This is a genomic window from Marinobacter sp. F4206, from assembly GCF_019392195.1.
Lineage (GTDB): Bacteria > Pseudomonadota > Gammaproteobacteria > Pseudomonadales > Oleiphilaceae > Marinobacter.
The window spans coordinates 208,581-231,003 of sequence record NZ_JAHXKI010000002.1 but is presented as its reverse complement, the minus strand read 5'-3'; the positions used below and the strand labels follow the sequence as shown (position 1 = coordinate 231,003).

Genomic DNA, 22,423 nt, shown 5'->3' with positions numbered 1-22,423 from the left:
TGGTCAGTCTGTCGGGTCAGAAGTGAACATCAGGCAGTTACCGGCACCCTGTCGATCAGTCGCTGGATGACGGTATCGGCGGTCATGCCTTCGGCTTCGGCTTCGAACGTCAGCAGGATCCGGTGGCGAAGGACATCGAAGGCCATGGCCCGGACGTCATCCGGGGTGACGTAGTCGCGACCGTCCAGCCAGGCCAGTGCCCGAGCGCAGCGATCGAGGGCAATGGTACCCCGTGGGCTGGCGCCGAAAGCGGTCCACCGTGCCAGTTCCGGGTCCAGACTGGCGGCGTCCCGGCTGGCCAGCACCAGGGCCAGAAGGTATTGCTCGACCGCTTCTGCCATGTAGATCTCTGCCACCTCGGCACGGGCTTCGAACACCTGCTCGGCGGTCAGCTGTATGTTTGCCGGCGGCTGGCCCTGACGGTAGTCATTGCGAGCCAGGTGCAGAATGGCTTTTTCGGCGTCCGCCGACGGATAGTGAATCACCACGTGCATGAGAAACCGGTCGAGCTGGGCTTCAGGCAGAGGATAGGTGCCTTCCTGCTCAATCGGGTTCTGGGTGGCCATAACCATGAAAAGGCGTTCGAGCGGGAAGGTGCGCATGCCAACGCTGATCTGCCGCTCGCCCATGGCTTCCAGCAGCGCGGACTGGACCTTGGCCGGCGCCCGGTTGATTTCGTCAGCCAGCACGAGGTTGTGGAAGATGGGACCGCGCTGAAACTCGAACAGGCCTGTTTCTGCCCGGTAAATTTCGCTGCCCGTTACATCGGACGGCAACAGGTCCGGGGTGAACTGGATACGGTGAAAGTCTCCATCCAGGTGCTCGGCCAGTGCCTTGATCGCGGTGGTCTTGGCCAGCCCCGGGGCACCCTCCACCAGCAGATGTCCGTCCGCGAGGAGCGCAATCAGCAGCCGGTCCACCAGTTTTTCCTGCCCGATTATCCTTTTTGCCAACTGCGTTCTTAGCTCACCGAACGTATTCTGTAACGACATTGGAAGTTACTGCTCCCACTCTTTTTTTGGTTCATCAGAAGAACGTGTTTCGTCCGTAAGTAGTTGCCGCAGTTTTGGTGTCTGGCCGGCAAAAATCAAGGGTTTGACTATGCTTATGTGACGATACGACGATTACTTTTATTTCACACTAACCGAGGTCGATCATGAATGCGCTGACAGTGGCCAGCAAGGATCAGTTTTTCGAACAACTGGCTGATGCGTTCGCTCAGAAAATTGCCAAAACCGAGGCAACGAAAATCAGCGAATTTGCGAAGCAGCATTACGCCCATATTCCTCTTGAAGAGCTGGTTAGTCGACGATTTTCGGATACCTACGGCGCGGTGCTGGCCGCCTGGCAATTTCTCCAGAAGCGAAGTGCCGAAGAAACCCCGGTTTCGGTGTTTAACCCGGATCTTGAAAGCGATGGTTGGCAGTCCACCCATACCGTCATTTTTATCCTGCACCCGAACATTCCCTTCCTGATCGACTCCCTGCGAATCGCGATCAACCAGCGGGAGATCGGTACCCATTCCATTCAGCATTCCATCCTGCAGGTACAGCGGACCCAGGAAGGCAAGCTGAGCAAGCTGCTGTCCAGCAAGAAAACCAACAAGGGCTCCGAGTATGAAGCTTTCATCGTACTCGAGATCGACCGGCACAGCGATCCGAAGGATCTGAGAGACCTGGAGGAAACCCTGCAGACCGTCCTGCACGAGGTGCGGATAGCCGTGGCGGACTTCCCGATCGTGACCAATAAGGTGACGGAAATCCTGGAAGAGCTGGACGACACGACCGCGGGTATCAGCGACGAGGAAAAGGAGGAGGCGCGAGCGTTCCTGAACTGGCTGGTGCAGGATCACTTTACGTTCCTTGGGTATGACGAGTACGACTTTGCCAAGGATAAAAGCGGCATGGCGGTGCGACGGGTCGAGAACTCCGAGCTCGGTATCCTGCGGGTCAATAACGAGCGTCCGGACCGGGTCCGGCTGAACGAGCTGCCTCAGCGAACCCGTCATGAAATGACCCGCACTGATGACATCTTCATCTTCGCCAAGTCAGCCCAGCGCTCCCGGGTTCACCGTCCGGCCTACCCGGACTACATTGCGGTGAAGAAATTCAACAGCAAGGGGGAGGTGGTCGGCGAGCGCCGCTTTCTCGGTCTCTATACCGCAAGGGTCTATAACGAGCGCCCGGATGAAATTCCTCTGCTGAGGAGGAAATACCAGAGTGTCATGAAACGCTCGGGGTTTCTCCGGGATGATTACGCGGGCAAGGAGCTGGAACAGATCCTGACGCTTTACCCGAGGGACGAGCTTTTCCAGATAGAGAGCAATGAGCTGCTCAAGGTGGCCAAGAGCATCCTTTACATCCAGGAGCGCCGGCGCATCGAGCTCTTCATGCGGGAGGATGTCTACGGTCAGTTTGTAACCTGCCTCGCCTTCTTCCCCCGGGATATCTACAACACCGAGTTGCGGCTCAAGGTCGAGCAGGTGTTGCTGGATCGGCTGGAAGCGGAAGACATCGAATTTGTTACCCATTTCTCCGAATCGGTACTGGCCCGCGTGCAGTTCACTGTCCGGGTGCCCCAGGTGGAAAACCGTCAGCTGCCGATTTCCGAGATTCGGGAAAAAGTTATCGAGATGGCACAGTCCTGGCGCGACGGGCTCTACGAGGCTCTCAGTGAAGCCTACGGTGAAGAGGAAGGGAACGAACTCTATAGGATCTGGGCCGGGGGATTCCCGGCCAGTTACACGGATATGTTCTCACCCCGCCGTGCGGCCATTGATCTTGAACACATCTCTCAGTCTGCCCGCAGCAATGATCTGGCGATGAGCTTCTACCGGGCTCTGGAAGAGGATGAGAGCACACTGCATTTCAAACTCTTTTTCCCGGACCAGCCGTTGCCCTTGTCCGATGTGATGCCAATCTTCGACAACCTCGGTTTCCGGGTGCTGGGTGAGCATCCGTTTGAGGTGATTGATCGTCACGACAAAACGGTGTGGATTCACGACTTCACCCTGCAGGCTCACACCGGTCGCGTGGTGGATATTCACCGTATCCGGCCCATCTTCGAGGATCTGTTCCGGCGTGTCTGGCATGGTGAGGCCGAAAACGACGCCTTTAACCGGATGCTGTTGTCCTCCTACATGAGCTGGCGCGAGATTGCGCTGCTACGGACCTACGCCCGGTACATGAGGCAGATCCGGTTTTCAAACAGTCAGACCTTTATTTCCAACACCCTGGTCAATCACGTTGAGCTGACCCGGATGCTGCTGGATTATTTCGAAGTCCGGTTCAATCCGGACCGCTATCAGAGTGATGGCAAGAGCCGCGCGGCCCAGCAGAAGCTTGAAATCGAATTCAACGCCGGTCTGGACGGGGTAGAGAACCTCAGTGAAGACCGGGTCCTGAGGCTGTATCTGGAACTGATGCAGGCGACGCTGCGCACCAACTACTATCAGCCCGACGATCAGGGCATCAACAAGTCCTACATCAGCGCCAAGTTCGACCCGTCACGGATCCCGGACATGCCGTTGCCCATGCCCATGTTTGAGATTTTTGTGTACTCGCCGAGGGTTGAAGGCGTGCACCTGAGGGGCGGAAAAGTAGCCCGCGGGGGCCTGCGCTGGTCGGATCGGTTCGAGGATTACCGGACGGAGATCCTGGGGCTGGTGAAAGCGCAGCAGGTCAAGAACGCGGTCATTGTCCCGGTCGGGGCCAAGGGCGGTTTTGTCGCCAAGCGACTGCCCGAGCCTTCCGATCGGGAAGCCTTCCAGGCCGAGGGGATTGCAGCCTACAAGACCTTCATCCGGGGGTTGCTGGACATTACCGACAACCTGGTGGATTCCGGCATTCAGCCCCCCGAACGGGTGGTCCGGCACGATGAGGATGATCACTACCTGGTGGTTGCGGCGGACAAGGGGACGGCCACGTTCTCGGATATCGCCAACGGGCTGTCGGCCGAATACGGCTTCTGGATGGGCGATGCCTTCGCGTCAGGCGGCAGCAACGGATACGACCACAAGAAGATGGGCATCACGGCGCGTGGCGCCTGGGTGTCAGTGGAGCGACATTTCCGGGAGCTGGGGGTGAACCCTGCGCTGGATGAGTTCACTGCTATTGGTATCGGGGACATGGCCGGTGACGTCTTTGGTAACGGCATGCTGTGTTCGGAGAAGACCAAGCTCGTTGCGGCGTTTAACCATATCCACATCTTCATTGATCCGGCGCCAGACCCTGAGAAGAGCTTCAAGGAACGGAAGCGTTTGTTTGAATTGCCCCGTTCCTCCTGGACCGACTACGACACCAAGCTGATCTCCAAGGGTGGCGGGGTGTTCAGTCGTAACGCCAAGTCGATTCCGCTCAGCCCCGAGATGAAGAAGCTGCTGGGTATCAAGTCGGACCGGGTTCCGCCCAACATGCTGATTTCACAAATTCTCAAGGCCCAGGTGGATCTGCTCTGGGTTGGCGGTATTGGCACCTACGTGAAGGGCACCAGTGAAACGCACGGGGATGTCGGCGACAAAGCCAACGATGGTCTGCGGATTAACGGCACCGAACTGCGCTGCAAGGTCGTCGGTGAGGGCGGGAACCTCGGACTTACCCAGCTCGGGCGTATTGAGTACGCATTGAGGGGTGGGCGTCTGAATACTGACTTCATCGATAACTCCGGTGGTGTCGACTGTTCGGACCACGAAGTGAACATGAAGATCCTGCTTAACCAGGCCGTCGCCATGGGCGACCTGACTGGCAAACAGCGCAACATCATGCTGGAAGAGATGACCGACGATGTTGCTGCACTGGTGTTGAAGAATAACTACCGTCAGACCCAGGCCATCAGTATTGCCAGCGAGGACGCCGCGACCCGGCTTGAGGAGTATCGCCGGCTTATGAACACCTTCGAGAATGAAGGCAAGCTCAACCGGGCCCTGGAATTCTTGCCGGACGATGAAACCCTGTCGGAGCGCAAGCTCGACAAGAAAGGGCTGACCCGGCCGGAGCTTTCGGTGCTGATTTCCTATGTGAAGGGCGACCTCAAGCAAACCTTGATCGACAGCACCTTGCCGGATGAGCCCCTGCTGGCTGGGGAGATGTACAAGGTATTTCCCCGCGAGTTGACGCAGAGGTTCTCCAGGGAGCTGGGCGAGCACCAGCTGAGGCGGGAAATCATTGCGACCCAGATTGCCAACGACATGGTCAATCACATGGGCATCACCTTTGTTGAGCGGCTGAATCAATCCACCGGGGCGGATCCGGCATCCATCGCCCTGGCGTGGATCATCGCCCGGGATGTGTTCCGCATCGATAACTGGTGGGACCGGATTGAGGAGCAGGACTTCAATGTTCCCGCCCAACTGCAAATGACGCTGATGCAGGACCTGATGCGGCTGATGCGTCGCTCGGTTCGCTGGCTGCTGCGGAATCGTCGGGCGGAGCTCAGCATCCAGAACCACATCGAACGTTTCGCCGACAGTGTCTGGGCCATTACCGCCAATCTACCGGATTACCTCGGCGAGCAGGCCCGCGTGGCCTGGGAGAAACGTCACCAAGTCCTTATGGACGCGGGTTTGCCCAAGGAGCTGGCATCGGTGGTATCGGGTACCGACTATCTCTATTCCTCACTGGGGATCATTGAGGCTCAGGAAGCGACAGGAATGCCACTCAAGACAGTGGCCAACCTCTATTATGATCTGGGAGACCGGCTTGATCTGAACTGGTTTGCCCAGGCTATCGCTTCGCTGACGCCTGCGTCGCATTGGCAGGCCCTGGCTCGGGAAAGCTTCCGCGAGGACCTCGAATGGCAGCAGAGGGCGTTAACCACGGGAGTGCTCCGGTTGGCGGAAAAGCCGGAGGATGTTCCCGCCTGCGTGGATGCCTGGCTGAATCGCCACATCGGAATGATCCATCGCTGGAAATCCATGCTCGCGGAACTCAAGGGTGTGCGTGAGCCTGAGTACGCCATGTTCTCTGTTGCGCTGAGAGAGTTGCTGGATCTGGCGCAGAGTACAATGCACTCAGGTCATCTTGAGGTTGAACCTGAGACCAACTGAGTATTGCTTTGTGGCAACGATTGCCGTTCAATCTGAGCCTTCAAGTCATGGAGTGGGGGTTATTTGATGGGTCAGCTTGACCACCTTCTTGAGAAAAACCGGGCGTGGGCCAATGGTATAAAGTCCGCCGATCCCAAGTTCTTTGACCGCCTGTCCAATCAGCAGGCGCCGGAGTATCTCTGGATCGGCTGTGCCGACAGCCGGGTGCCGGCCAACCAGATCGTGGATTTGCTGCCGGGGGAGCTTTTCGTTCATCGAAATGTTGCCAACGTGGTTGTCCACACCGACTTTAACTGTCTCTCAGTGCTGCAGTTCGCAGTTGAAGTGCTGAAGGTCAAGCATGTCATGGTCGTTGGTCACTACGGTTGCGGTGGGGTGCGGGCAGCGCTGCTGGACGAAGGCTTTGGCCTGATAAGCAACTGGCTGCGCCACGTTCAGGATGTTCGGGACCGGCACCAGTCAGTGCTCGATGACGTCTCAAGTGAACAGGATCGTGTTGACCGCTTGTGCGAGCTGAATGTGGTAGAGCAGGTGGGCCACGTGTGCCAGAACAGCATTGTTCAGGAAGCCTGGAAACGTGGTCAGCCACTGACGGTACACGGTTTTGTCTACGATCTTGCCGATGGCATCCTGCGGGATATGGGCTTGTCGATTTCCAGCGAGCAGGACCGCGAACGGGTCAAACAGAACAGTGTGGATGAACTGGTTCAAAGACCGGTTCGCGCCGGGCGCCAAAAAAACGTGTAGCTCAAAATGTAAAATTGCGTCAAAAATTCGTGATGAACGTCACTAGTGGACCCGTGGCGTCATCACAGTTGGTCACCTCCCGTTTTGGTACATTGGTACTTGCAGTAAGCGAGGGGGTTGACCATGAAAGAATTGATGCAGAAAGCGCTGAGTGCCCTGGCGCAACGAAAGTCCGATAACCTTGAGTCAGATGTCCGGACCGATGGCCAAAAGGCTGGCAGCAGTCGTCAGAGTGAGGACTGGGGAATGTCTCCGGAAGACGCACTCCGGGTCGGCACGGTCGCCCGTTACAAGTAACCTTCTCACGTTGTTGTCCTCCCGATTGGCCCTCTGATTCCGCCGTTCCCGGCGAGACTCGGGGGCTGATTCCGGTTAGAGTATCCCGATTCAAAAATCAGTCACGGGATCTCTCTGCCAATGCCTGCTATGCCCAATTCCCATGAAGCCCTGGTCCGGAATCGGTCCCGATTGAATGGTCGTGTCGCTCTGCTGGGTGCCAGTACGCCGGCGTTGTTGTCGGAGCTTCCCTCCGGTGGCTTGGCAATGAGTGAACACGCCGGTCAGGCAGCTGCGCTGGCAACCCAGGATCACTGGCAGGTGTGTTTCGGTTATGACGACCCTGCGCTGACCGCGTCGGGTTTTGACACGGTGGTGGTATTCCTGCCAAAAGCCCGGTCCGAACTGGACTTGAGACTGTCTTTGGCGCGCTGGTTGGCGGCGCCCGGGGCCAGCCTGATCCTCATTGGCGAAAAAAAGGAAGGCATTGCCGGCGCGGTGAAGCAACTCAAGGCGGTCGCTCCCGGGGCAGAAAAGGTCGACAGCGCGCGGCATTGCCAGGTCTGGGCGGCCTCCGACCCCGCATCCCTGGCGGAGTTTGACCTGACAGACTGGATGGAGTGGCATACGGTCAGTCATGCCGGCTGTTCGCTGGAGGTGTGTGGGCTGCCCGGCATCTTCAGTCAGGGCGAGCTGGACGATGGAACAGCGCTTCTGCTGGAAACCCTGGTCAGTTCGCCGCTCAGGGCTGAGCGGGTGCTGGATTTTGCCTGCGGAGCGGGTGTGATCGGGGCGTGGTATCAGGCCTGGCAACGGGAGCAAGGGGTTCCCGCCAGCGTGGTGGATGGTGTGGATGTGCAGTCACAGGCTGTGATTTGCGCTCGGGCAACCTACGAGCGTTCCGGAGCTGGCGGAGACATTCTCGCCTCGGATGGTCTGTCAGAAGTCGACGGCCTCTGGTCCGCAATTGTAACGAACCCGCCGTTCCATGCCGGAGTAAAAACCGACACTTCAATGACTGAAAACTTCCTGCGCGAGGTGTCACGCCACCTGAAATCAAGGGGAGAGCTGCGGTTGGTTGCCAACAGCTTTCTGCCATACGAATCCATGATCAAGCGCTTTATTGGTCCGGTTGAGCGCCTTTATGAAGATCGGCGCTTTACCGTTTACCGGGCGATCAGACGCTGAACCGGCAACAGGTCTGTTTTCTGTAGTGCCCAACGAAAAAAGCCCCTGGGGTGAGGGGCAAAAGGTTCGCGTCCAAAACAACGGAGCCAACCGGAAAAGGGATGTTGCGTGAACAGGTTCTAATCTAGGGTTAATTTCTAGAATAATCAGCCTAAAATGTCGTGATTGTGAAAATATTCGTTTTGGATGCCTGAAATGACAACTGCAGTACTGGAATTTCCGGAAGGTCGGCTCACCCTGTCCCGGCCTGGCGGCGGGGATCCGTCACTCCGGGCATGGGATGCGGCGGATGAACTGTTGCTGCAGGAGGTTTTCGGGCGTGTGGATGCCGACAAGGCGCCGAAAGTGCTGGTTATCGACGACCAGTTTGGCGCCCTGGCCCTCGGTCTTCAGCGATATCAGCCGGACCTCGTTGCGGACAGCGCTACGTTGTCGGATGCCCTGGCGCACAATGCCGGGATGAATCCCGGGGTGATCACTCCGGATGTCGTGCACAGCTGGCTGAAGCCGCCAGTGGGTGCCTATGACGCGGTTGTCCTCAGAATTCCCCGTCACGCGGATTATCTCGCCTGGCTTCTGCGCTGGGTGAATGGGGTTCTGAAGGATAATGGTCTGTTGCTCGCGGGCGGAATGATCAAGCATCTTCCCGACCGCGGCGTGGAGGTGTTTGCCCAGGCGGTACAGACTGAGATGGTGTGTCCTGCCCGGAAGAAGGCCCGGGTTGTGGTCTGTCGGCGGGGGCAGGCGGAATTGGAAGAGTGGTCCGGGACCTGGAAGGGCTATGGACCCGGCGAGGTCAGATTCAGGGTTGATGCCCTGCCAGCGGTGTTTGCCCGGGAGAAGCTGGATATTGGCACACGGTTGCTTTTGCCCCGGGTGAAAGCGTCCGTGTCGGGTCTTGCTTCGGGAGCCCGGGTTCTGGATCTCGCCTGTGGTAATGGCGTGGTTGGTGTAAGTGCGCTGGCGGAGCGGCCAGATCTGACACTTACCTTCACAGATGTGTCCAGTCAGGCAGTTGCCAGCGCCCGTCTCAACGTCTCCAGAGCGTTCCCTGGCACTCCGGTCAGCTTCGAGCACGCAGATGGCATTCCTGATTCAGCCGGACTGTTCGATCTGATTCTGTTGAATCCGCCTTTCCACGAGGGTGGGGTGGTTGGCGACCACGTCGCGCTTCGCCTGTTTGAGCAGGCGGCGAAACACCTTTCCAGCGGTGGCCGGCTGCTCATGGTCGGAAACCGTCACCTTGGCTACCATCGCAGCCTGCGCCGGTTTTTCCCGCAGGTTCACCAGCTGGATGCGAGTCCGAAGTTTGTCGTTCTGGAGGCCGGGCGGCGCTAGCAGATTTAGCTTAAAGGTGTTTCGGTGGCTGGTCGTAACCCAGTCGAGCAAGCGTGTCCACGATGGTCTGGGTCTGGCTGTCGATCTCGATGTTGACCCGGTCTCCCTCGGTCACTGTGCCAAAGGTGGTTGCCCGAAGTGTTTCGGGAATAAGGTGCACGTTAAATCGGTTGCCCTGAACCTCGCCAATGGTCAGGCTGGCACCGTTGATGGCAATGTAGCCCTTGGCAAAGATATAGCGGGTCCATTCTTCGGGAACCTCAAACCAGAGGGTGACGTTGTTTGCCGGCCGCAGGATTTCCACGATGGTCGCTGTGGTGTGGATGTGGCCGGACAACAGGTGGCCGCCAATTTCATCGCCAATCCTTGCTGCCCGCTCGAAGTTAATCTCATCGCCGGCGGCCAGGTTGCCAAGGGTGGTCAGCCTCAGTGTTTCCTGCATGGCATCGAAGTAGAGGGCATTTCCGTCCTGGCGGGTGACTGTCAGGCAGGTGCCGTTGATAGCGACCGAGGCTCCGATCGCGACCCCTTCGGCCTTGTCTTCGGGCAGGCGAATCACGAACGTGCTCAGTCCGGGAGCCGTGTTGATCTCCGCAACGGTTGCAATCCCTTGAACAATGCCTGTGAACATATCCGGACCTCTCGAGAAAAGTGCGGGGTTGACCGCTTGGGTGGGGGCAAAGGATAACGGGCGGTTGCGCCATTGCCAAGTTGATAGCAATCCGGACTGCATCTGTAACGCTGGCTCAAGAATGGGGTTAAACTGTCGATATGCAGGTAGAGCCGCATTCAAATGCGATTTCATCGCCTATTTTCCGGATGGTTAAGCATGGTCGAGAATCAGAGGACCGCCCCGCCAGTTACAGACCCTTCCCAGGGTGCCGTGTTGCGTCCGGGCCGGGCTGCTGACCCTTTGCCGTCGACGGCACCCCATCCCGCCCAGTCGTCTTCTGTGCCCCTGGCAGGGCTCGCTGGCGGCGTGGCGGAACCGGTGGAAAAACAGGCGGGGGCAGAGGCTCGGTTGTCGGCGCCCGACGACGGAGGTGTTGGCGAAGCCGGGGATGCCCCGGGCGATGACAATGCGGAAGATAACGTTGAGCAGACGCTGGCCCACTCAAGGCAGCGCCAGCTCCGGCTGATGTTGCGTCAATGCGACAGAATTCTGTTGATGGACTTTGAACAACTGGCCATGAACGACTGGCCGGATAACTACACGCTCGCCGCCGCACGCCGGAGTCGGGATCTGTGGTTGTTCAGCGCACTGCTGGCCGCCCTGGTGTTTCTGAGCGGCCTGACCGGTTTTGTCCCGGCCTGGGTCGCCGGTACCGGCTTCGGTGCATTTGTGATCATTCTGTTGCTGGGTGTTCCCTCGGTACGGCGCATTTATTCCGCGAGCCCCTCCTACCTGGATGTCGTCATGAAGCGTCAGCGTATGCTTCGGGATGCGCGTGCCCATGCAGCGCATCTGGAAGGTAATGAAGGCTTGATCTGGCAGTGTGCCCGTATGGCGGACTTCAATCCGGCCCTGAAGAATACCCGATTCAGCAACTTGGTCAGACTGTCTGAACAGCGGGCGCTGGCCCGCCACCTGACCCGCAGAGAGCACGTGCGGATGTACCTGATCTATCTGCTGGAGGCCGAAAAGGCCTATGACCGGGTACAGAAAGCGTTCTTCGAGGGGAATCAGCAGGCCATCGATCGTGGCTGGCAGGGCGTAGCCGCAGAGCCGGAGTCGAGAACTTGACATAGGATGGCTTCAAACGTATGTTTCAAACAGACGTTTGCTAGAGGCTTTGATAACAAAATGGCGCAGTCTGATACCGTTGACCGGATACTTGATGCAGCCGAAGAGCTGTTTGCCGACCGCGGGTTCTCGGAAACCTCGCTTCGCATGATTACCAGTAAGGCTAAAGTAAACCTGGCCGCTGTCAATTACCACTTTGGTTCGAAAAACGCGCTTATTCACGCGGTATTTGCCCGGTTCCTGACTCCGTTCTCGGCCACTCTGGAAAAAGCTTTCGACGAACTGGAAGAGCGGTGTGAGGGGCAGCCGCCGACCCTGAATCAGACCCTGTGGGCGTTGACCGAAAGTGCGGTCCGCATGCCCCAGCGCAATGAGAAGGGTATTTCCATTTTCATGCGCCTGCTCGGACTCGCCTATACCCAGTCCCAGGGCCATCTCAGGAAGTTTCTGGAACAGGAATACGGCGACCCCTTCAGCCGGTTCATGCGCCTGCTTAAAGAAGCAACCCCTCAGTTGTCTGCGGTGGACCGCTACTGGCGTATCCAGTTCATGCTGGGTGCCACCGCCTTTACCATGTCCAGCAGCGACGCCTTGCGGGATATCCTGCAGAACAAGTTGGGCGTCGAAACCACCGTTCAGGAAATCGCCGCCAGGCTGGTGCCTTTCCTGGCTGCCGGCATGCAGGCCGAAGACACCATGCTTATTCCTCCGTCCGGCAGCAAGGTCTCGGTTGCCTGAGTTCTGCGCAGTCGGTTAGGCTTCCTTCTGGCGCCAGCCCGAAGGGAGCTTAACCGATTTGAGTTTCGACCGTTCCACCGCCCCGCAAATCCACATCAGTCTGGATCGTCAGATCCTGACCCTGGTCAACAGTGCCGGCACGGTGCTGGCCGAGTATCCGGTCTCCACAGCCCTCAATGGCCCCGGTGAGCAGGACAGCAGTGGCTGTACGCCTCGAGGCGAGCACTATATCCGCGCCAAGATTGGTGGCGACCAACCCATTTGCACCGTATTCCGTGGCCGCCGGCCCACAGGTGAAATCCATACCCCGGAGCTGGCTCGCCAGAATCCGGGGCGGGATTGGATTCTGAGCCGCATTCTCTGGCTTTGCGGTCTCGAACCCGGTAAAAACCGCGGGCCCGGGGTCGATAGTTTCCGCCGCTTCATATACATTCACGGCACGCCTGAAACCGAGCCTATGGGTGTGCCCATGTCGCATGGTTGTGTTCGAATGCGCAATGCCGATGTCATTGACCTGTATGAACGGGTGAGTGCTGGCACGGCCGTTGTTATCCGTTAAACCAGATTGACCAGAGGGATCCGATGACCGGAGACGTAACTGCCATGATCAATGGCTGGATTCAGAGTTTTGATCTTCTGTCCCAGGGTTGGCGCGTGGGGATCGTGGTCTTTGCGCTGGTGTTTGGCACGGCGACCGTCGCCTACATCGTCAGTAAAATTATCGGGGCGATGGAGCACAGGTTCAGCAACACGAAAAACCTCTGGGATGATGCGATTCTCCATGCTGCCAGGAAGCCCGCCGTTGCCTTTGTCTGGCTGCAGGGCGTGTACTGGGCGGCTGAGGTGGCGCACCGTTATTCCCAGGCCGAGATCTTCAAGGCCAACGACACGGTCCTTCAGGTCGGTTTTATCTGGGTTTTCGTCTGGGCGTTGCTTCGGCTCATCAAAGAGGCCGAGAAAATTCTCATCTCCCCGTTGAAGATGAAAACGCCGATGGACTACACCACCGTCAATGCGGTGAGCAAACTGTCCCGTGCCGTTGTTCTCATCACCGCCGTGCTGATAGCCATGCAGACCCTCGGTTACAGCATTTCCGGGGTGTTGGCGTTCGGCGGTATCGGCGGTGTTGCTGTCGGTTTTGCGGCCAAGGATCTGTTGGCGAACTTCTTCGGTGGTTTCATTATTCACCTTGATCGCCCATTCAAGGTGGGCGATTGGGTCCGGTCCCCGGATCGGAACATTGAGGGAACCGTCGAGCATATTGGCTGGCGTCTGACCACAGTGCGGACGTTCGATCAACGCCCGCTTTACGTCCCCAATGCTGCGTTTACCACGATTGCCGTGGAAAACCCCTCCAGAATGAGCAATCGCCGTATCAGTGAAACCATCGGCATCCGCTATGCGGACGTCAGCCAGATGGCTGAAATTGTCGAGGACATCAGGTCCATGCTGGAGCATAACGACGAAATCGATACCAATCAGACATTGATCGTGAACTTCGTGGCCTTTAACGCCTCCTCGCTGGACATCATGGTTTACACCTTCACGAAAACCACCCAGTGGGTGCATTACCATGAGGTAAAGCAGAGCGTCCTGCTGAAGATCAGTGAGATTATCGAGGGCTATGGTGCCGAGGTCGCATTCCCGACGCGCACTCTGCATTTGCCCGAGGGGGTCCGATTGGCGAATGCCAGAGAGGGCAATAACGAGGGTGGCCGTGAACCGGATCAGGGCAGCGAGTCCAGGGAGCAGCGCAAACCCGTTGAGCGGTCACGTCAGACGGCGCACGCGGGTGATCAGGAAGAAGCGGGAGATGCAGAATGAACAAGGCGGCGGAGAACTACCCGGTCGGGATCATCGGCGGCACCGGGCTGACAACGCTTTCCGGGCTGGAGATCGCCGGCGAAAGGTCGGTGGAAACGGCCTGGGGAACGCCCTCGGCGCCCCTCGTTGATGGTTCGCTGGGCGATCAGCCTGTGGTATTTCTTGCTCGACACGGTAATCCGCACCGGATTCCCCCGCACCAGGTGAACTACCGCGCCAACCTGAAGGCGCTCTACGATGCCGGTGTCCGGACCGTGGTGGGCGTCAATGCCGTTGGTGGCATCCATCGGGATATGGGGCCTGCACACGTGGTGATTCCTGACCAGATTATCGACTACACCTGGGGGCGCCCGAGTACCTTCTTTGAGGGTGACCTTGAGGGCGTGACCCACATTGATTTCACCTGGCCCTACGATGCGGAAGCGCGCCAGATCCTGATTGACGCCGCCGGTTCATTGGGCGCGTCGTTCTCGGATTTCGGCGTGTACGGAGCAACCCAGGGCCCGCGGCTGGAGACAGCCGCGGAGATCCGCAGAATGGAGCGTGACGGTTGCGATCTGGTGGGCATGACGGGCATGCCGGAAGCCGTGCTGGCAGCCGAGCTCGGTATGCGCTATGTCTGTCTGGGGCTGGTGGTGAACTGGGCGGCGGGCAAGTCTGACCACATCATCACCATGGCCGAAATTGACGAGGCCATCGACAAGGGTATGTCCAGCGTCAAGAGCATGCTGGAGCGGTCGATGGCCGGTCTCGGGAAGCTTACTCCGATGCCTCAATCTTCTTGAAGAACACCAGTACACCGATCGTGGGGGAGTCCAGGAAATGGATTTCCTCGCTGCGCATACGGCGGGTTTCACGAATCCAGGTAAGCAGTTCGACGGGGGCGGCTAGCACGGCAGTCTGCACGTCTGCAACGGTTGCCATTGACGCGACGTCACTGCCGGTTTCAGGTGCGACTCCGGTCTCCGTATCTGGTTGATCGCCTTCCCCCTGGGGCATTGCCGCGGGCTCCGGCATTTCGTTCTCGGCGAGTTGCCAATGGTTGAGCTGCACACCAACGTGCAGGTAACGCTGGCGATCGATTGTGACCGTGCCTTCGATTTCGCGGGTGCCGGCGCCCTCGAGCCAGTCACCGACGGCTACTCGTAAGGGCTGGCCTTCGTAATCGGGGGGGAATGCCTCGTACCAGCCCGCCTCAACCAGTACCCGGTAACGACCACTGCGCTCAAGGCGCTGGGCGGCGCTATGCAGGTGCAGTTCGCCGTTCGGCACCAGCTCCAGAGTGGTTTCGGCGCTGCCGTCCCGGGCCACTGACCGAAGGATTTCTTCGGTGTCGGATGCCGGTTCGACCGCTCGATCGGCCATTTGCTCATTGACTGCCGTCGGTTGGACGATGCGTTCGAGGATCACCAATTCCGCCCGATAGTAGTTCTCGGGGATGGCGTTGACATCCGTTCCCGCTTCCTGTGACTGTGCCGTCAGTGAAAACGTCAGCAGCAGGGCTGTGAATACTGTGCGTGCCATTAAGCGGCCGCCGCAATTAGCGTCAGTCTGCAAGGGTATTACTCCACGTGTGAATCGAGCGTTCATGAGGCGGTTGCAGCCGTTTTTGCGGGTGCCAGTTCGCCAAGCATCTCGGAAATGCCGTCGAGTTTACCACCGGTGGACGCGTCCTTCAGCCGAAACCGGAAGCTGTTGGCCCCTTCCAGTCGGTATTGGTCCGGTGCGGATTGCACTTTTTTAACCAGAACCAGCGGGTCAACGGGTGTGGAGCCGCCGAATTCCAGTCGTGCCCACTCCTTGCCCGCGTCTACCTGTACGATCCCCAAGCCTTCGGCCCGCAGTCGCAACTCTGCCTGCGACATCAGATTTTTGGCAGGTTCCGGTAACAAACCGAAGCGATCAATCATCTCAACCTGAAGTTCTTTTAATGCGGCCTTGTTGTCGACGCTGGCGATGCGCTTGTACAGCATCAGGCGATTGTGCACATCCGGCAGATAGTCTTCCGGAATGAGTGCGGGAATCCGCAGGTTCATCTCCGTGCCGTGGCTCAGCGGCAAGTCAGCATTGGGGGTCCGGCCTTCCCGGATGGCCTTCACGGCTTCGTCCAGTAGTTGCATGTACAGGGTAAAGCCGATGCTTTCGATCTGCCCGCTCTGTTCCTCGCCTAGAAGTTCGCCGGCGCCCCGGATCTCGAGATCGTGGGAAGCAAGCATAAAGCCGGCACCCAGGTCCTGGGATTCCGAAATAGCGTCCAGTCGCTTCTTGGCGTCCGCGCTGATGGAGCGCGGTGGTGGTGTCAGCAGATAGGCGTAGGCCTGGTGGTGGGAGCGGCCAACCCGTCCCCGGAGCTGGTGCAGTTGCGCCAGGCCAAACTTGTCCGCGCGTTCGATGATGATTGTGTTGGCGCTGGGAATGTCGATGCCGGTTTCGATGATGGTGCTGCACACCAGCACGTTGAAGCGCTTGTGGTAGAAATCAGACATGATCTGTTCCAGCTCACGCTCCCGCATCTGGCCATGGGCCACGCCCACGCGGGCTTCAGGGATCAGGCGCCGCAGATCCTCGGCGGTCTTGTCGATGGTGGCGACGTCGTTGTGGAGGAAATACACCTGACCGCCCCGCAGAATCTCCCGCAGGATAGCTTCCTTGACCATCGCATCGTCGCGCTGGCGAACGAAGGTCTTTACCGACAGCCGTCGGGCCGGGGGGGTGGCGATGATCGACAGGTCCCGCAGATGGCCCATGGCCATGTTCAGGGTGCGCGGAATGGGGGTTGCCGTCAGAGTCAGCATATCGACTTCGGCTCGTAACGCTTTCAGCTTTTCTTTTTGCTGGACGCCGAAGCGGTGCTCCTCGTCGATAATCACCAGGCCAAGGTTTTTGAACTTAATGTCACCCTGCAGCAGCTTGTGAGTGCCGATGACGATATCGGCCTTGCCGGCTTCGATGGCCTCCAGCGCTTTGCTGGTCTGGCCACTGCTGCGAAAACGGCTGAGTAGCTCGACGTTGACCGCGGTATCGGAAAACCGATCCCGGAACGATTCATAGTGTTGCTGTGCCAGAAGGGTTGTAGGTACCAGTACGGCCACCTGTTTGCCGGAGTAGGTGGCCATGAAAGCCGCGCGCATGGCCACCTCGGTCTTGCCGAAGCCCACGTCGCCACAGACCAGTCGATCCATCGGGCGTTCGCTGGTCATGTCTTCGATGACGGCCTGAATCGCAACTTCCTGGTCCGGGGTCTCCTCGAACGGGAAGCCGGCGGCGAAGGCCCGGTAGGCTTCTTTCGGGTTCTCGAAACTGAAGCCCTTTCGGGCCTCGCGGCGGGCGTAAACATCGAGCAGTTCGGCCGCGGTGTCCCGGATTTTTTCCAGCGCCTTCTGCTTGGCCTGACTCCAGCGTTCGTTGCCAAGTTTGTGCAACGGTGCGTGATCGGCGTCATTTCCGGCGTAGCGTGAGATCAGGTGAAGGCTGGAAACCGGCACGTAGAGTTTCGATCCGCCGGCGTATTCCAGCATCAGGAATTCGTTGGACTCACCCTCGACAGTGATGGTTTCAAGGCCTCGATAGCGTCCTACACCGTGATCGATGTGCACCACCGGGGCGCCGATTCGCAGTTCGGACAGGTCGCGGTAGCCGGCGTCATCCGCCTCGGTAGGCTTCTGTCGACGCCGGCGTTGCAGAACCCGTTCGCCAAACAGCGCGGTCTCGGTAATCAGTGCAAGGTGCTGTCCCGGCAGCGCAAGGCCCTGTTCCATGGGGGCGATGGTGATCCCCAGGGTGCACTGGTCGTCTTCCAGGAAGGCCTGCCAGTTTTCCTGGGTTTTGGGTTTGAGCTGGTGGTCGCCGAGGCTCTCGATCAGGGCTTCACGACGGCCGGAAGATTCCGCGCAGATCAGCACCCGGCCGCTGAATTCCTTCAGATAACGTTTGAGTCGCCCGGCGGGGTCCGCGGCCCGTCCATCCATGGCCACGTCCGGGAGAGCCTCGGCGGCACAGTTTTTCGCGCCTGTGCCGGTCACCGATTCTGTCGTCGTAGTCACCCTGGGGAAGGCTTTCAGGTGGCCAAAGAGTTCGTCCTGCTGCAGGAACAGGCGGGTCGGCGGCAGGATTGGCCGCAACCGGTCGTGGCGGCGGTCTTCATAGCGGTCTCGGGTCTCGGTATCGAACAGGCTGACCGCGTCGTTCAGGCTCTCGGCCGTGAATACCTGGGTCTTGCCGGGCAGGTAATCAAACAGGGTTGCCGTGTCATCGAAAAACAGAGGCAGGTAATACTCGATGCCCGGCGGGGTGATGGCGTTCGTGACGTCCTTATAAATCGGTGCGTCCTTGTCGGCGTCGGGAAACTGCTCGAACCAGCGATTCCGAAAGCCGGAGCGGGCCTCTTTGTGCCATGGGAACTCGAACGCGGGCAAAAGCTCAATGCGCTCAACGCGGTCGATGGAGCGCTGGGTTTCCGGATCGAAGGTACGCAGGGTTTCAATCTCATCATCGAACAGGTCGATACGGTAGGGCAGGTTGGAGCCCATCGGAAATATGTCGAGAATGGCCCCGCGGACGGCATATTCGCCGTGCTCATAGACGTTTTCCGAGTGCCGGTATCCGGCGGATTCGAGATGCAGGCGCCAGGTGTCTATATCCAGTGACTGGCCGATTTCAAGCAACAGGGTGTTGCCCTGCAGGTACTTTACTGGCGGCAATCGGTGCATCAGGGTCCGCGCGGGCACCACCAGCACACCGTGACTGGTGGAAGGCAGTCGGTGCAGCGTACGGATGCGCCGGGAGGTGATGTCCTGGTGCGGCGAGAACAGATCGTAGGGCAGGGTTTCCCAGTCTGGCAAGGAGAGCAATTCCAGCCCGTCCCGGCTGATGGCCGCGCCTTCCTCGTCGGCGGGCAGTCCGAGAAAGAACCGCATTGCCTGTTCCAGGCGGATCGCATCGTTGGTGTTGCGGGTAATGACCAGGGTCAGCCCCCGGTGAGCGCGGGCGCTCTCGCAAATAGCCAAGGCGTCGCTGCTGCCATGCAGCTGGCCCCATGTGCGGTGATCTGCCGGTTTGTCCGGGAATGCCGGGGCGATCAATGAGTGGGGCAGTTCGGGTGTAGGTGCACCTTGGCTCATGGGAAGTCGTGTTCTCCTGCTGTGGGTGACCGGGAGATGGCGAGGCGCGTATTCTAACGCCCGCGAGGGGCGGTGTCATGGTTGTGGTGACTGCCGACTCCAGCCGTTTAGAGCTGGCAACGCCCGATGCTGCGTGTCTACGAAGGTAGGGTCAGTCCGTATTTGCCGTCAGGGTATTTAAGTTGGATAATGTGCGCCCAAATTTCCAACCCGTGCTATACAGAGGTCCCAACCGTGAGCCACGAACAGATCAATCAGCACCTGTCTAACTGGACGGAAAGAGAGTCCACTGCGGAAACCATGATTCCGTTGATCGGTCGTCTCTACCGCAAGAACAACGTGGTGACGTCCGTCTATGGCCGCGCCATTATTAACCAGTCTGTGATCGATATCATCCGTGCCCACCGGTTTGTTCGCCAGGTGGAAGACAGCGAGCTGTCCGTCCATGACACGCTGCCGATCCTGCAGGCGATGGATTCTCTGGAGCTGGGGCGCGCCCACGTCGATATCGGCAAACTGGCGGTCAAGTTCAAGGAAGAGGGCGGCGACCTGGTCGAGTTCCTCAAGCGCGAAATCGGCCCGGTGGTTGGGCAATACGCTGCCCAGTCCGAGGAAGATGCCAATAACGACACCAAAGACGTGGTGCTCTATGGCTTTGGCCGTATCGGTCGTCTGCTTGCCCGCATCCTGATTGAAAAGGCCGGCGGTGGTAACAACCTCCGCCTGCGTGCCATCGTGGTGCGTAACGGCGGCGCCGAGAACGACCTGGAGAAGCGCGCCAGCCTACTGCGTCGTGACTCCGTGCATGGGCCTTTCGACGGCACCATCACCGTCAACGAGGAAGAGTCTGCCCTGATTGCCAACGGCAACTACATCAAGGTGATCTACTCCGACGGTCCGGACAAAGTGGACTACACCGAGTACGGCATCAACAACGCCATTGTTATCGACAACACGGGTAAGTGGCGTGACGAGGCCGGACTGGGGTTGCACCTGAAGTCCAAGGGCGTCAGCCGCGTTATTCTGACCGCGCCAGGCAAAGGCGACATCAAGAATATCGTCTATGGCATCAACAACGACTGGATCACCAAAGACGACAGGATTCTGTCGGCGGCGTCCTGCACTACCAACGCCATTACTCCGGTTCTGAAGGCGATCGAGGACGAGTACGGCATTGAGGATGGTCACGTTGAGACGGTTCACTCCTACACCAATGACCAGAACCTGATCGACAACTACCACAAGGGCAGTCGCCGTGGTCGCAGTGCGCCTCTGAACATGGTGATCACCGAGACCGGCGCGGCCAAGGCCGTTGCCAAGGCGCTGCCCGAGTTGAAGGGCAAGCTGACCGGTAACGCAATCCGGGTCCCGACCCCGAACGTGTCTATGGCAATCCTCAACCTGAACTTGAAGAAAGATGTGGATGTCGAGGGTGTTAACGAGTACCTGCGTGACATGGCGCTGCACTCGGAGCTTCAGAAGCAGATCGACTTCGTGAACTCGCCGGAAGTGGTCTCCACGGACTTTGTAGGGTCCCGTCATGCCGGTGTGGTCGACGCCCAGGCAACCATTGCCGGTGGCAAGCGTCTGATCCTGTACGTCTGGTACGACAACGAGTTTGGTTACAGTGCCCAGGTTGTTCGGGTCGTGAACCAGATGGCAGGCGTTACCTATCCGATCTTCCCGAAACGTGCCCGGGACTGATCGAAACGCGTCCTAGTTGGCGCGTAACGTCTTCGAAAACCCCGGCAGCGAGAGCTGCCGGGGTTTTTGTTTGTGGAAATTGTGGTCTGTGAGGTTTACGTTCGGGCACAAACCTGTTCCGGTTTCTGGTGGAAATAGGTTTCCTTAATCTCTATAATTGGCGCGATTTTGGGTATGTCTGGCACCCAGTTTCTCATCTTTTCCTGCGTCGAAGGTCTGGCCGCATTCAGGCGGCTATCGCTTTCGCTACTTTGGGGCTGCCGTCTGGTGCAAACCGGAGAGGAAACCTGGGTCGCAGGGGCCGGACGTTACAAATCCATAGAATAGTTTCTGATGATTGGATGAGGCTAATGATCAAGATCAAGAAAGGCCTGGATCTTCCCATCAGCGGCGCTCCCGAACAGACCATTACAGAGGGCAAACCCGTTCGCCACGTGGCGTTGATCGGTTTTGACTACAACGGCATGAAGCCGACGATGGCTGTGAAAGAAGGGGACCGCGTCAAGCGCGGCACGCTGCTGTTCACGGACAAGAAGACCGAAGGCGTTCGTTATACATCACCCGCTGCCGGCGTGGTGAAAGAAATCAACCGTGGTGAGCGTCGCGTGTTTCAGTCGATCGTTATCGAAATCGATGGCGACGACGCTGAGACCTTTGCCCGTTACAACGACGCGGATCTTGCCGGCCTGGAACGCCAGCAGGTCGTGGACAACCTGGTGGAATCCGGGCTGTGGACTGCGTTTAAAACCCGCCCCTACAGCAAAGTCCCTACGATCGACAGCGCGCCCCATTCCATTTTCGTGTCTGTCATGGACACCAATCCGCTGGCCGCGGACCCGACTGTCATCATTGGTGAGAACAGCAAAGCCTTCGAGCAGGGCCTGACGGTTCTGTCCAAGCTGACCGCAGGCAAGGTGTTCGTGACCGGCAAGCCCGGTTCCGATGTTGCCGTTCCCAAGGCCGACAATATCGAAGTGCACCAGTTTGATGGCGTACACCCGGCCGGAAACGTCGGTACTCACATTCATCACCTGGATCCGGTGTCCGGCAGCAAGACTGTCTGGTCCATCAACTACCAGGACGTGATCGATATCGCCAAGCTGTTCGAGTCCGGCGAAGTACCGGTTGAGCGTATTGTCGCAATCGCCGGCCCGAAGGCGCAGAAGCCGCGTCTCGTGCGCACTCGTCTGGGTGCCAGTCTGCCCGAGCTTCTCGAGGGCGAAGTGGCGACGGATTGCGAAGTCCGTGCAATTTCCGGTTCGGTCTTCGGTGGTCGTCGTGGTGATGGCCCCTGTGCCTACCTGGGCCGGTTTGCCAATCAGGTATCGGTTTTGGAAGAGGGTACCAAACGTGAATTTATGGGCTGGCTCTCGCCGGGTCCCAACAAATTCTCGGTGCTGAATATCTATCTCTCCAAGCTGGCAGGCGGCAAGCTGTTCAACTTCACCACGACCACCAATGGCAGCGAACGCGCCATGGTGCCTGTTGGTGCTTATGAGCAGATCATGCCTCTGGATATTCTCCCGACCCAGTTGCTGCGTTCGCTGATCGTTGGCGATACCGAAATGGCACAGAAGCTCGGTGCCCTGGAACTGGATGAAGAGGATCTGGCGCTGTGCACTTTCGTGTGCCCGGGTAAATATGAATACGGTCCGATTCTCCGCGAGAATCTGACCCGAATCGAGATCGAGGGCTAATACG

General features: G+C 58.6%; 16 protein-coding genes. 12 read left to right on the top strand and 4 right to left on the bottom strand.

Annotation, left to right across the window (positions count from 1 at the left end; all coding sequences use genetic code 11):
- Positions 1–29 precede the first annotated feature (29 nt).
- Positions 30–992 carry an AAA family ATPase gene (locus tag KZO34_RS03325; protein WP_219473403.1) on the bottom strand — a complete coding sequence of 321 codons (963 nt, stop codon included), beginning with the start codon at positions 990–992 and terminating at the stop codon, positions 30–32.
- Between the two features lie 164 nt (positions 993–1,156).
- On the opposite strand from KZO34_RS03325, the gene KZO34_RS03320 reads away from it, so the two are divergent.
- From KZO34_RS03320 to KZO34_RS03300, 5 genes are all read left to right on the top strand, one after another.
- Positions 1,157–6,043 (top strand): NAD-glutamate dehydrogenase, encoded by a 4,887-nt coding sequence (locus tag KZO34_RS03320; protein ID WP_219473401.1) that lies wholly within the window; start codon positions 1,157–1,159, stop codon positions 6,041–6,043.
- Between the two features lie 66 nt (positions 6,044–6,109).
- A complete protein-coding gene (gene can, locus KZO34_RS03315) occupies positions 6,110–6,790 on the top strand; it encodes a carbonate dehydratase (protein ID WP_219473400.1) in 681 nt (226 codons plus the stop codon).
- Between the two features lie 123 nt (positions 6,791–6,913).
- Complete coding sequence (locus KZO34_RS03310; protein ID WP_219473398.1) at positions 6,914–7,087, top strand: hypothetical protein; 174 nt, start codon at positions 6,914–6,916, stop codon at positions 7,085–7,087.
- 120 nt (positions 7,088–7,207) lie between these two features.
- The gene (locus tag KZO34_RS03305; RefSeq protein WP_219473396.1) at positions 7,208–8,254 is read left to right on the top strand and encodes a class I SAM-dependent methyltransferase; all 1,047 of its coding nucleotides are present in this window, start codon (positions 7,208–7,210) and stop codon (positions 8,252–8,254) included.
- Between the two features lie 195 nt (positions 8,255–8,449).
- A complete protein-coding gene (locus KZO34_RS03300) occupies positions 8,450–9,592 on the top strand; it encodes a class I SAM-dependent methyltransferase (RefSeq protein ID WP_219473393.1) in 1,143 nt (380 codons plus the stop codon).
- A 10-nt stretch (positions 9,593–9,602) separates the two neighbouring features.
- Here the strand turns inward: KZO34_RS03300 and KZO34_RS03295 are convergent, their stop codons facing one another.
- Positions 9,603–10,223 carry a riboflavin synthase subunit alpha gene (locus KZO34_RS03295; RefSeq protein ID WP_219473391.1) on the bottom strand — a complete coding sequence of 207 codons (621 nt, stop codon included), beginning with the start codon at positions 10,221–10,223 and terminating at the stop codon, positions 9,603–9,605.
- Between the two features lie 198 nt (positions 10,224–10,421).
- Here KZO34_RS03295 and KZO34_RS03290 point away from each other — a divergent pair, with 198 nt between their 5' ends.
- The 5 genes from KZO34_RS03290 to KZO34_RS03270 are packed head-to-tail and all read left to right on the top strand — an operon-like array spanning position 10,422 to position 14,683.
- Complete coding sequence (locus tag KZO34_RS03290; RefSeq protein WP_219473389.1) at positions 10,422–11,336, top strand: hypothetical protein; 915 nt, start codon at positions 10,422–10,424, stop codon at positions 11,334–11,336.
- A gap of 60 nt (positions 11,337–11,396) precedes the next feature.
- The gene (locus tag KZO34_RS03285; protein ID WP_219473387.1) at positions 11,397–12,074 is read left to right on the top strand and encodes a TetR/AcrR family transcriptional regulator; all 678 of its coding nucleotides are present in this window, start codon (positions 11,397–11,399) and stop codon (positions 12,072–12,074) included.
- Positions 12,075–12,132: 58 nt separating this feature from the next.
- Complete coding sequence (locus KZO34_RS03280; protein ID WP_219473386.1) at positions 12,133–12,633, top strand: L,D-transpeptidase family protein; 501 nt, start codon at positions 12,133–12,135, stop codon at positions 12,631–12,633.
- Between the two features lie 23 nt (positions 12,634–12,656).
- Positions 12,657–13,898, top strand: coding sequence for a mechanosensitive ion channel family protein (locus KZO34_RS03275; protein WP_219473384.1), 1,242 nt, complete (start codon positions 12,657–12,659; stop codon positions 13,896–13,898).
- A complete protein-coding gene (locus KZO34_RS03270; RefSeq protein WP_219473381.1) occupies positions 13,895–14,683 on the top strand; it encodes an S-methyl-5'-thioinosine phosphorylase in 789 nt (262 codons plus the stop codon). The genes KZO34_RS03275 and KZO34_RS03270 overlap by 4 nt, the downstream gene beginning before the upstream one ends.
- Here the strand turns inward: KZO34_RS03270 and KZO34_RS03265 are convergent.
- The gene (locus tag KZO34_RS03265; RefSeq protein ID WP_219473379.1) at positions 14,658–15,422 is read right to left on the bottom strand and encodes a CsiV family protein; all 765 of its coding nucleotides are present in this window, start codon (positions 15,420–15,422) and stop codon (positions 14,658–14,660) included. The genes KZO34_RS03270 and KZO34_RS03265 overlap by 26 nt on opposite strands.
- Before the next feature lie 62 nt (positions 15,423–15,484).
- On the bottom strand, positions 15,485–19,018 hold the full coding sequence (gene mfd / locus KZO34_RS03260; RefSeq protein ID WP_219473376.1) for a transcription-repair coupling factor: 3,534 nt from the start codon (positions 19,016–19,018) through the stop codon (positions 15,485–15,487).
- Between the two features lie 234 nt (positions 19,019–19,252).
- On the opposite strand from mfd, the gene KZO34_RS03255 reads away from it, so the two are divergent.
- Both KZO34_RS03255 and KZO34_RS03250 read left to right on the top strand, forming a co-directional pair.
- Positions 19,253–20,722 carry a glyceraldehyde-3-phosphate dehydrogenase gene (locus KZO34_RS03255; protein WP_219473369.1) on the top strand — a complete coding sequence of 490 codons (1,470 nt, stop codon included), beginning with the start codon at positions 19,253–19,255 and terminating at the stop codon, positions 20,720–20,722.
- Between the two features lie 350 nt (positions 20,723–21,072).
- Positions 21,073–22,419: a Na(+)-translocating NADH-quinone reductase subunit A gene (locus tag KZO34_RS03250; RefSeq protein ID WP_219473367.1), complete on the top strand. Its 1,347-nt coding sequence runs from the start codon at positions 21,073–21,075 to the stop codon at positions 22,417–22,419.
- Positions 22,420–22,423 lie beyond the last annotated feature (4 nt).

Bases quoted from the DNA above. Each gene is read 5' to 3' on its own strand.
- mfd (WP_219473376.1), bottom strand. From the start codon at position 19,018: ATGAGCCAAGGTGCACCTACACCCGAACTGCCCCACTCATTGATCGCC.
- KZO34_RS03300 (WP_219473393.1), top strand. From the start codon at position 8,450: ATGACAACTGCAGTACTGGAATTTCCGGAAGGTCGGCTCACCCTGTCC.
- KZO34_RS03270 (WP_219473381.1), top strand. From the start codon at position 13,895: ATGAACAAGGCGGCGGAGAACTACCCGGTCGGGATCATCGGCGGCACC.
- KZO34_RS03305 (WP_219473396.1), top strand. From the start codon at position 7,208: ATGCCTGCTATGCCCAATTCCCATGAAGCCCTGGTCCGGAATCGGTCC.
- KZO34_RS03275 (WP_219473384.1), top strand. From the start codon at position 12,657: ATGACCGGAGACGTAACTGCCATGATCAATGGCTGGATTCAGAGTTTT.
- KZO34_RS03285 (WP_219473387.1), top strand. From the start codon at position 11,397: ATGGCGCAGTCTGATACCGTTGACCGGATACTTGATGCAGCCGAAGAG.
- KZO34_RS03265 (WP_219473379.1), bottom strand. From the start codon at position 15,422: ATGGCACGCACAGTATTCACAGCCCTGCTGCTGACGTTTTCACTGACG.
- KZO34_RS03295 (WP_219473391.1), bottom strand. From the start codon at position 10,223: ATGTTCACAGGCATTGTTCAAGGGATTGCAACCGTTGCGGAGATCAAC.
- KZO34_RS03250 (WP_219473367.1), top strand. From the start codon at position 21,073: ATGATCAAGATCAAGAAAGGCCTGGATCTTCCCATCAGCGGCGCTCCC.
- KZO34_RS03290 (WP_219473389.1), top strand. From the start codon at position 10,422: ATGGTCGAGAATCAGAGGACCGCCCCGCCAGTTACAGACCCTTCCCAG.
- KZO34_RS03320 (WP_219473401.1), top strand. From the start codon at position 1,157: ATGAATGCGCTGACAGTGGCCAGCAAGGATCAGTTTTTCGAACAACTG.
- can (WP_219473400.1), top strand. From the start codon at position 6,110: ATGGGTCAGCTTGACCACCTTCTTGAGAAAAACCGGGCGTGGGCCAAT.
- KZO34_RS03325 (WP_219473403.1), bottom strand. From the start codon at position 992: ATGTCGTTACAGAATACGTTCGGTGAGCTAAGAACGCAGTTGGCAAAA.
- KZO34_RS03310 (WP_219473398.1), top strand. From the start codon at position 6,914: ATGAAAGAATTGATGCAGAAAGCGCTGAGTGCCCTGGCGCAACGAAAG.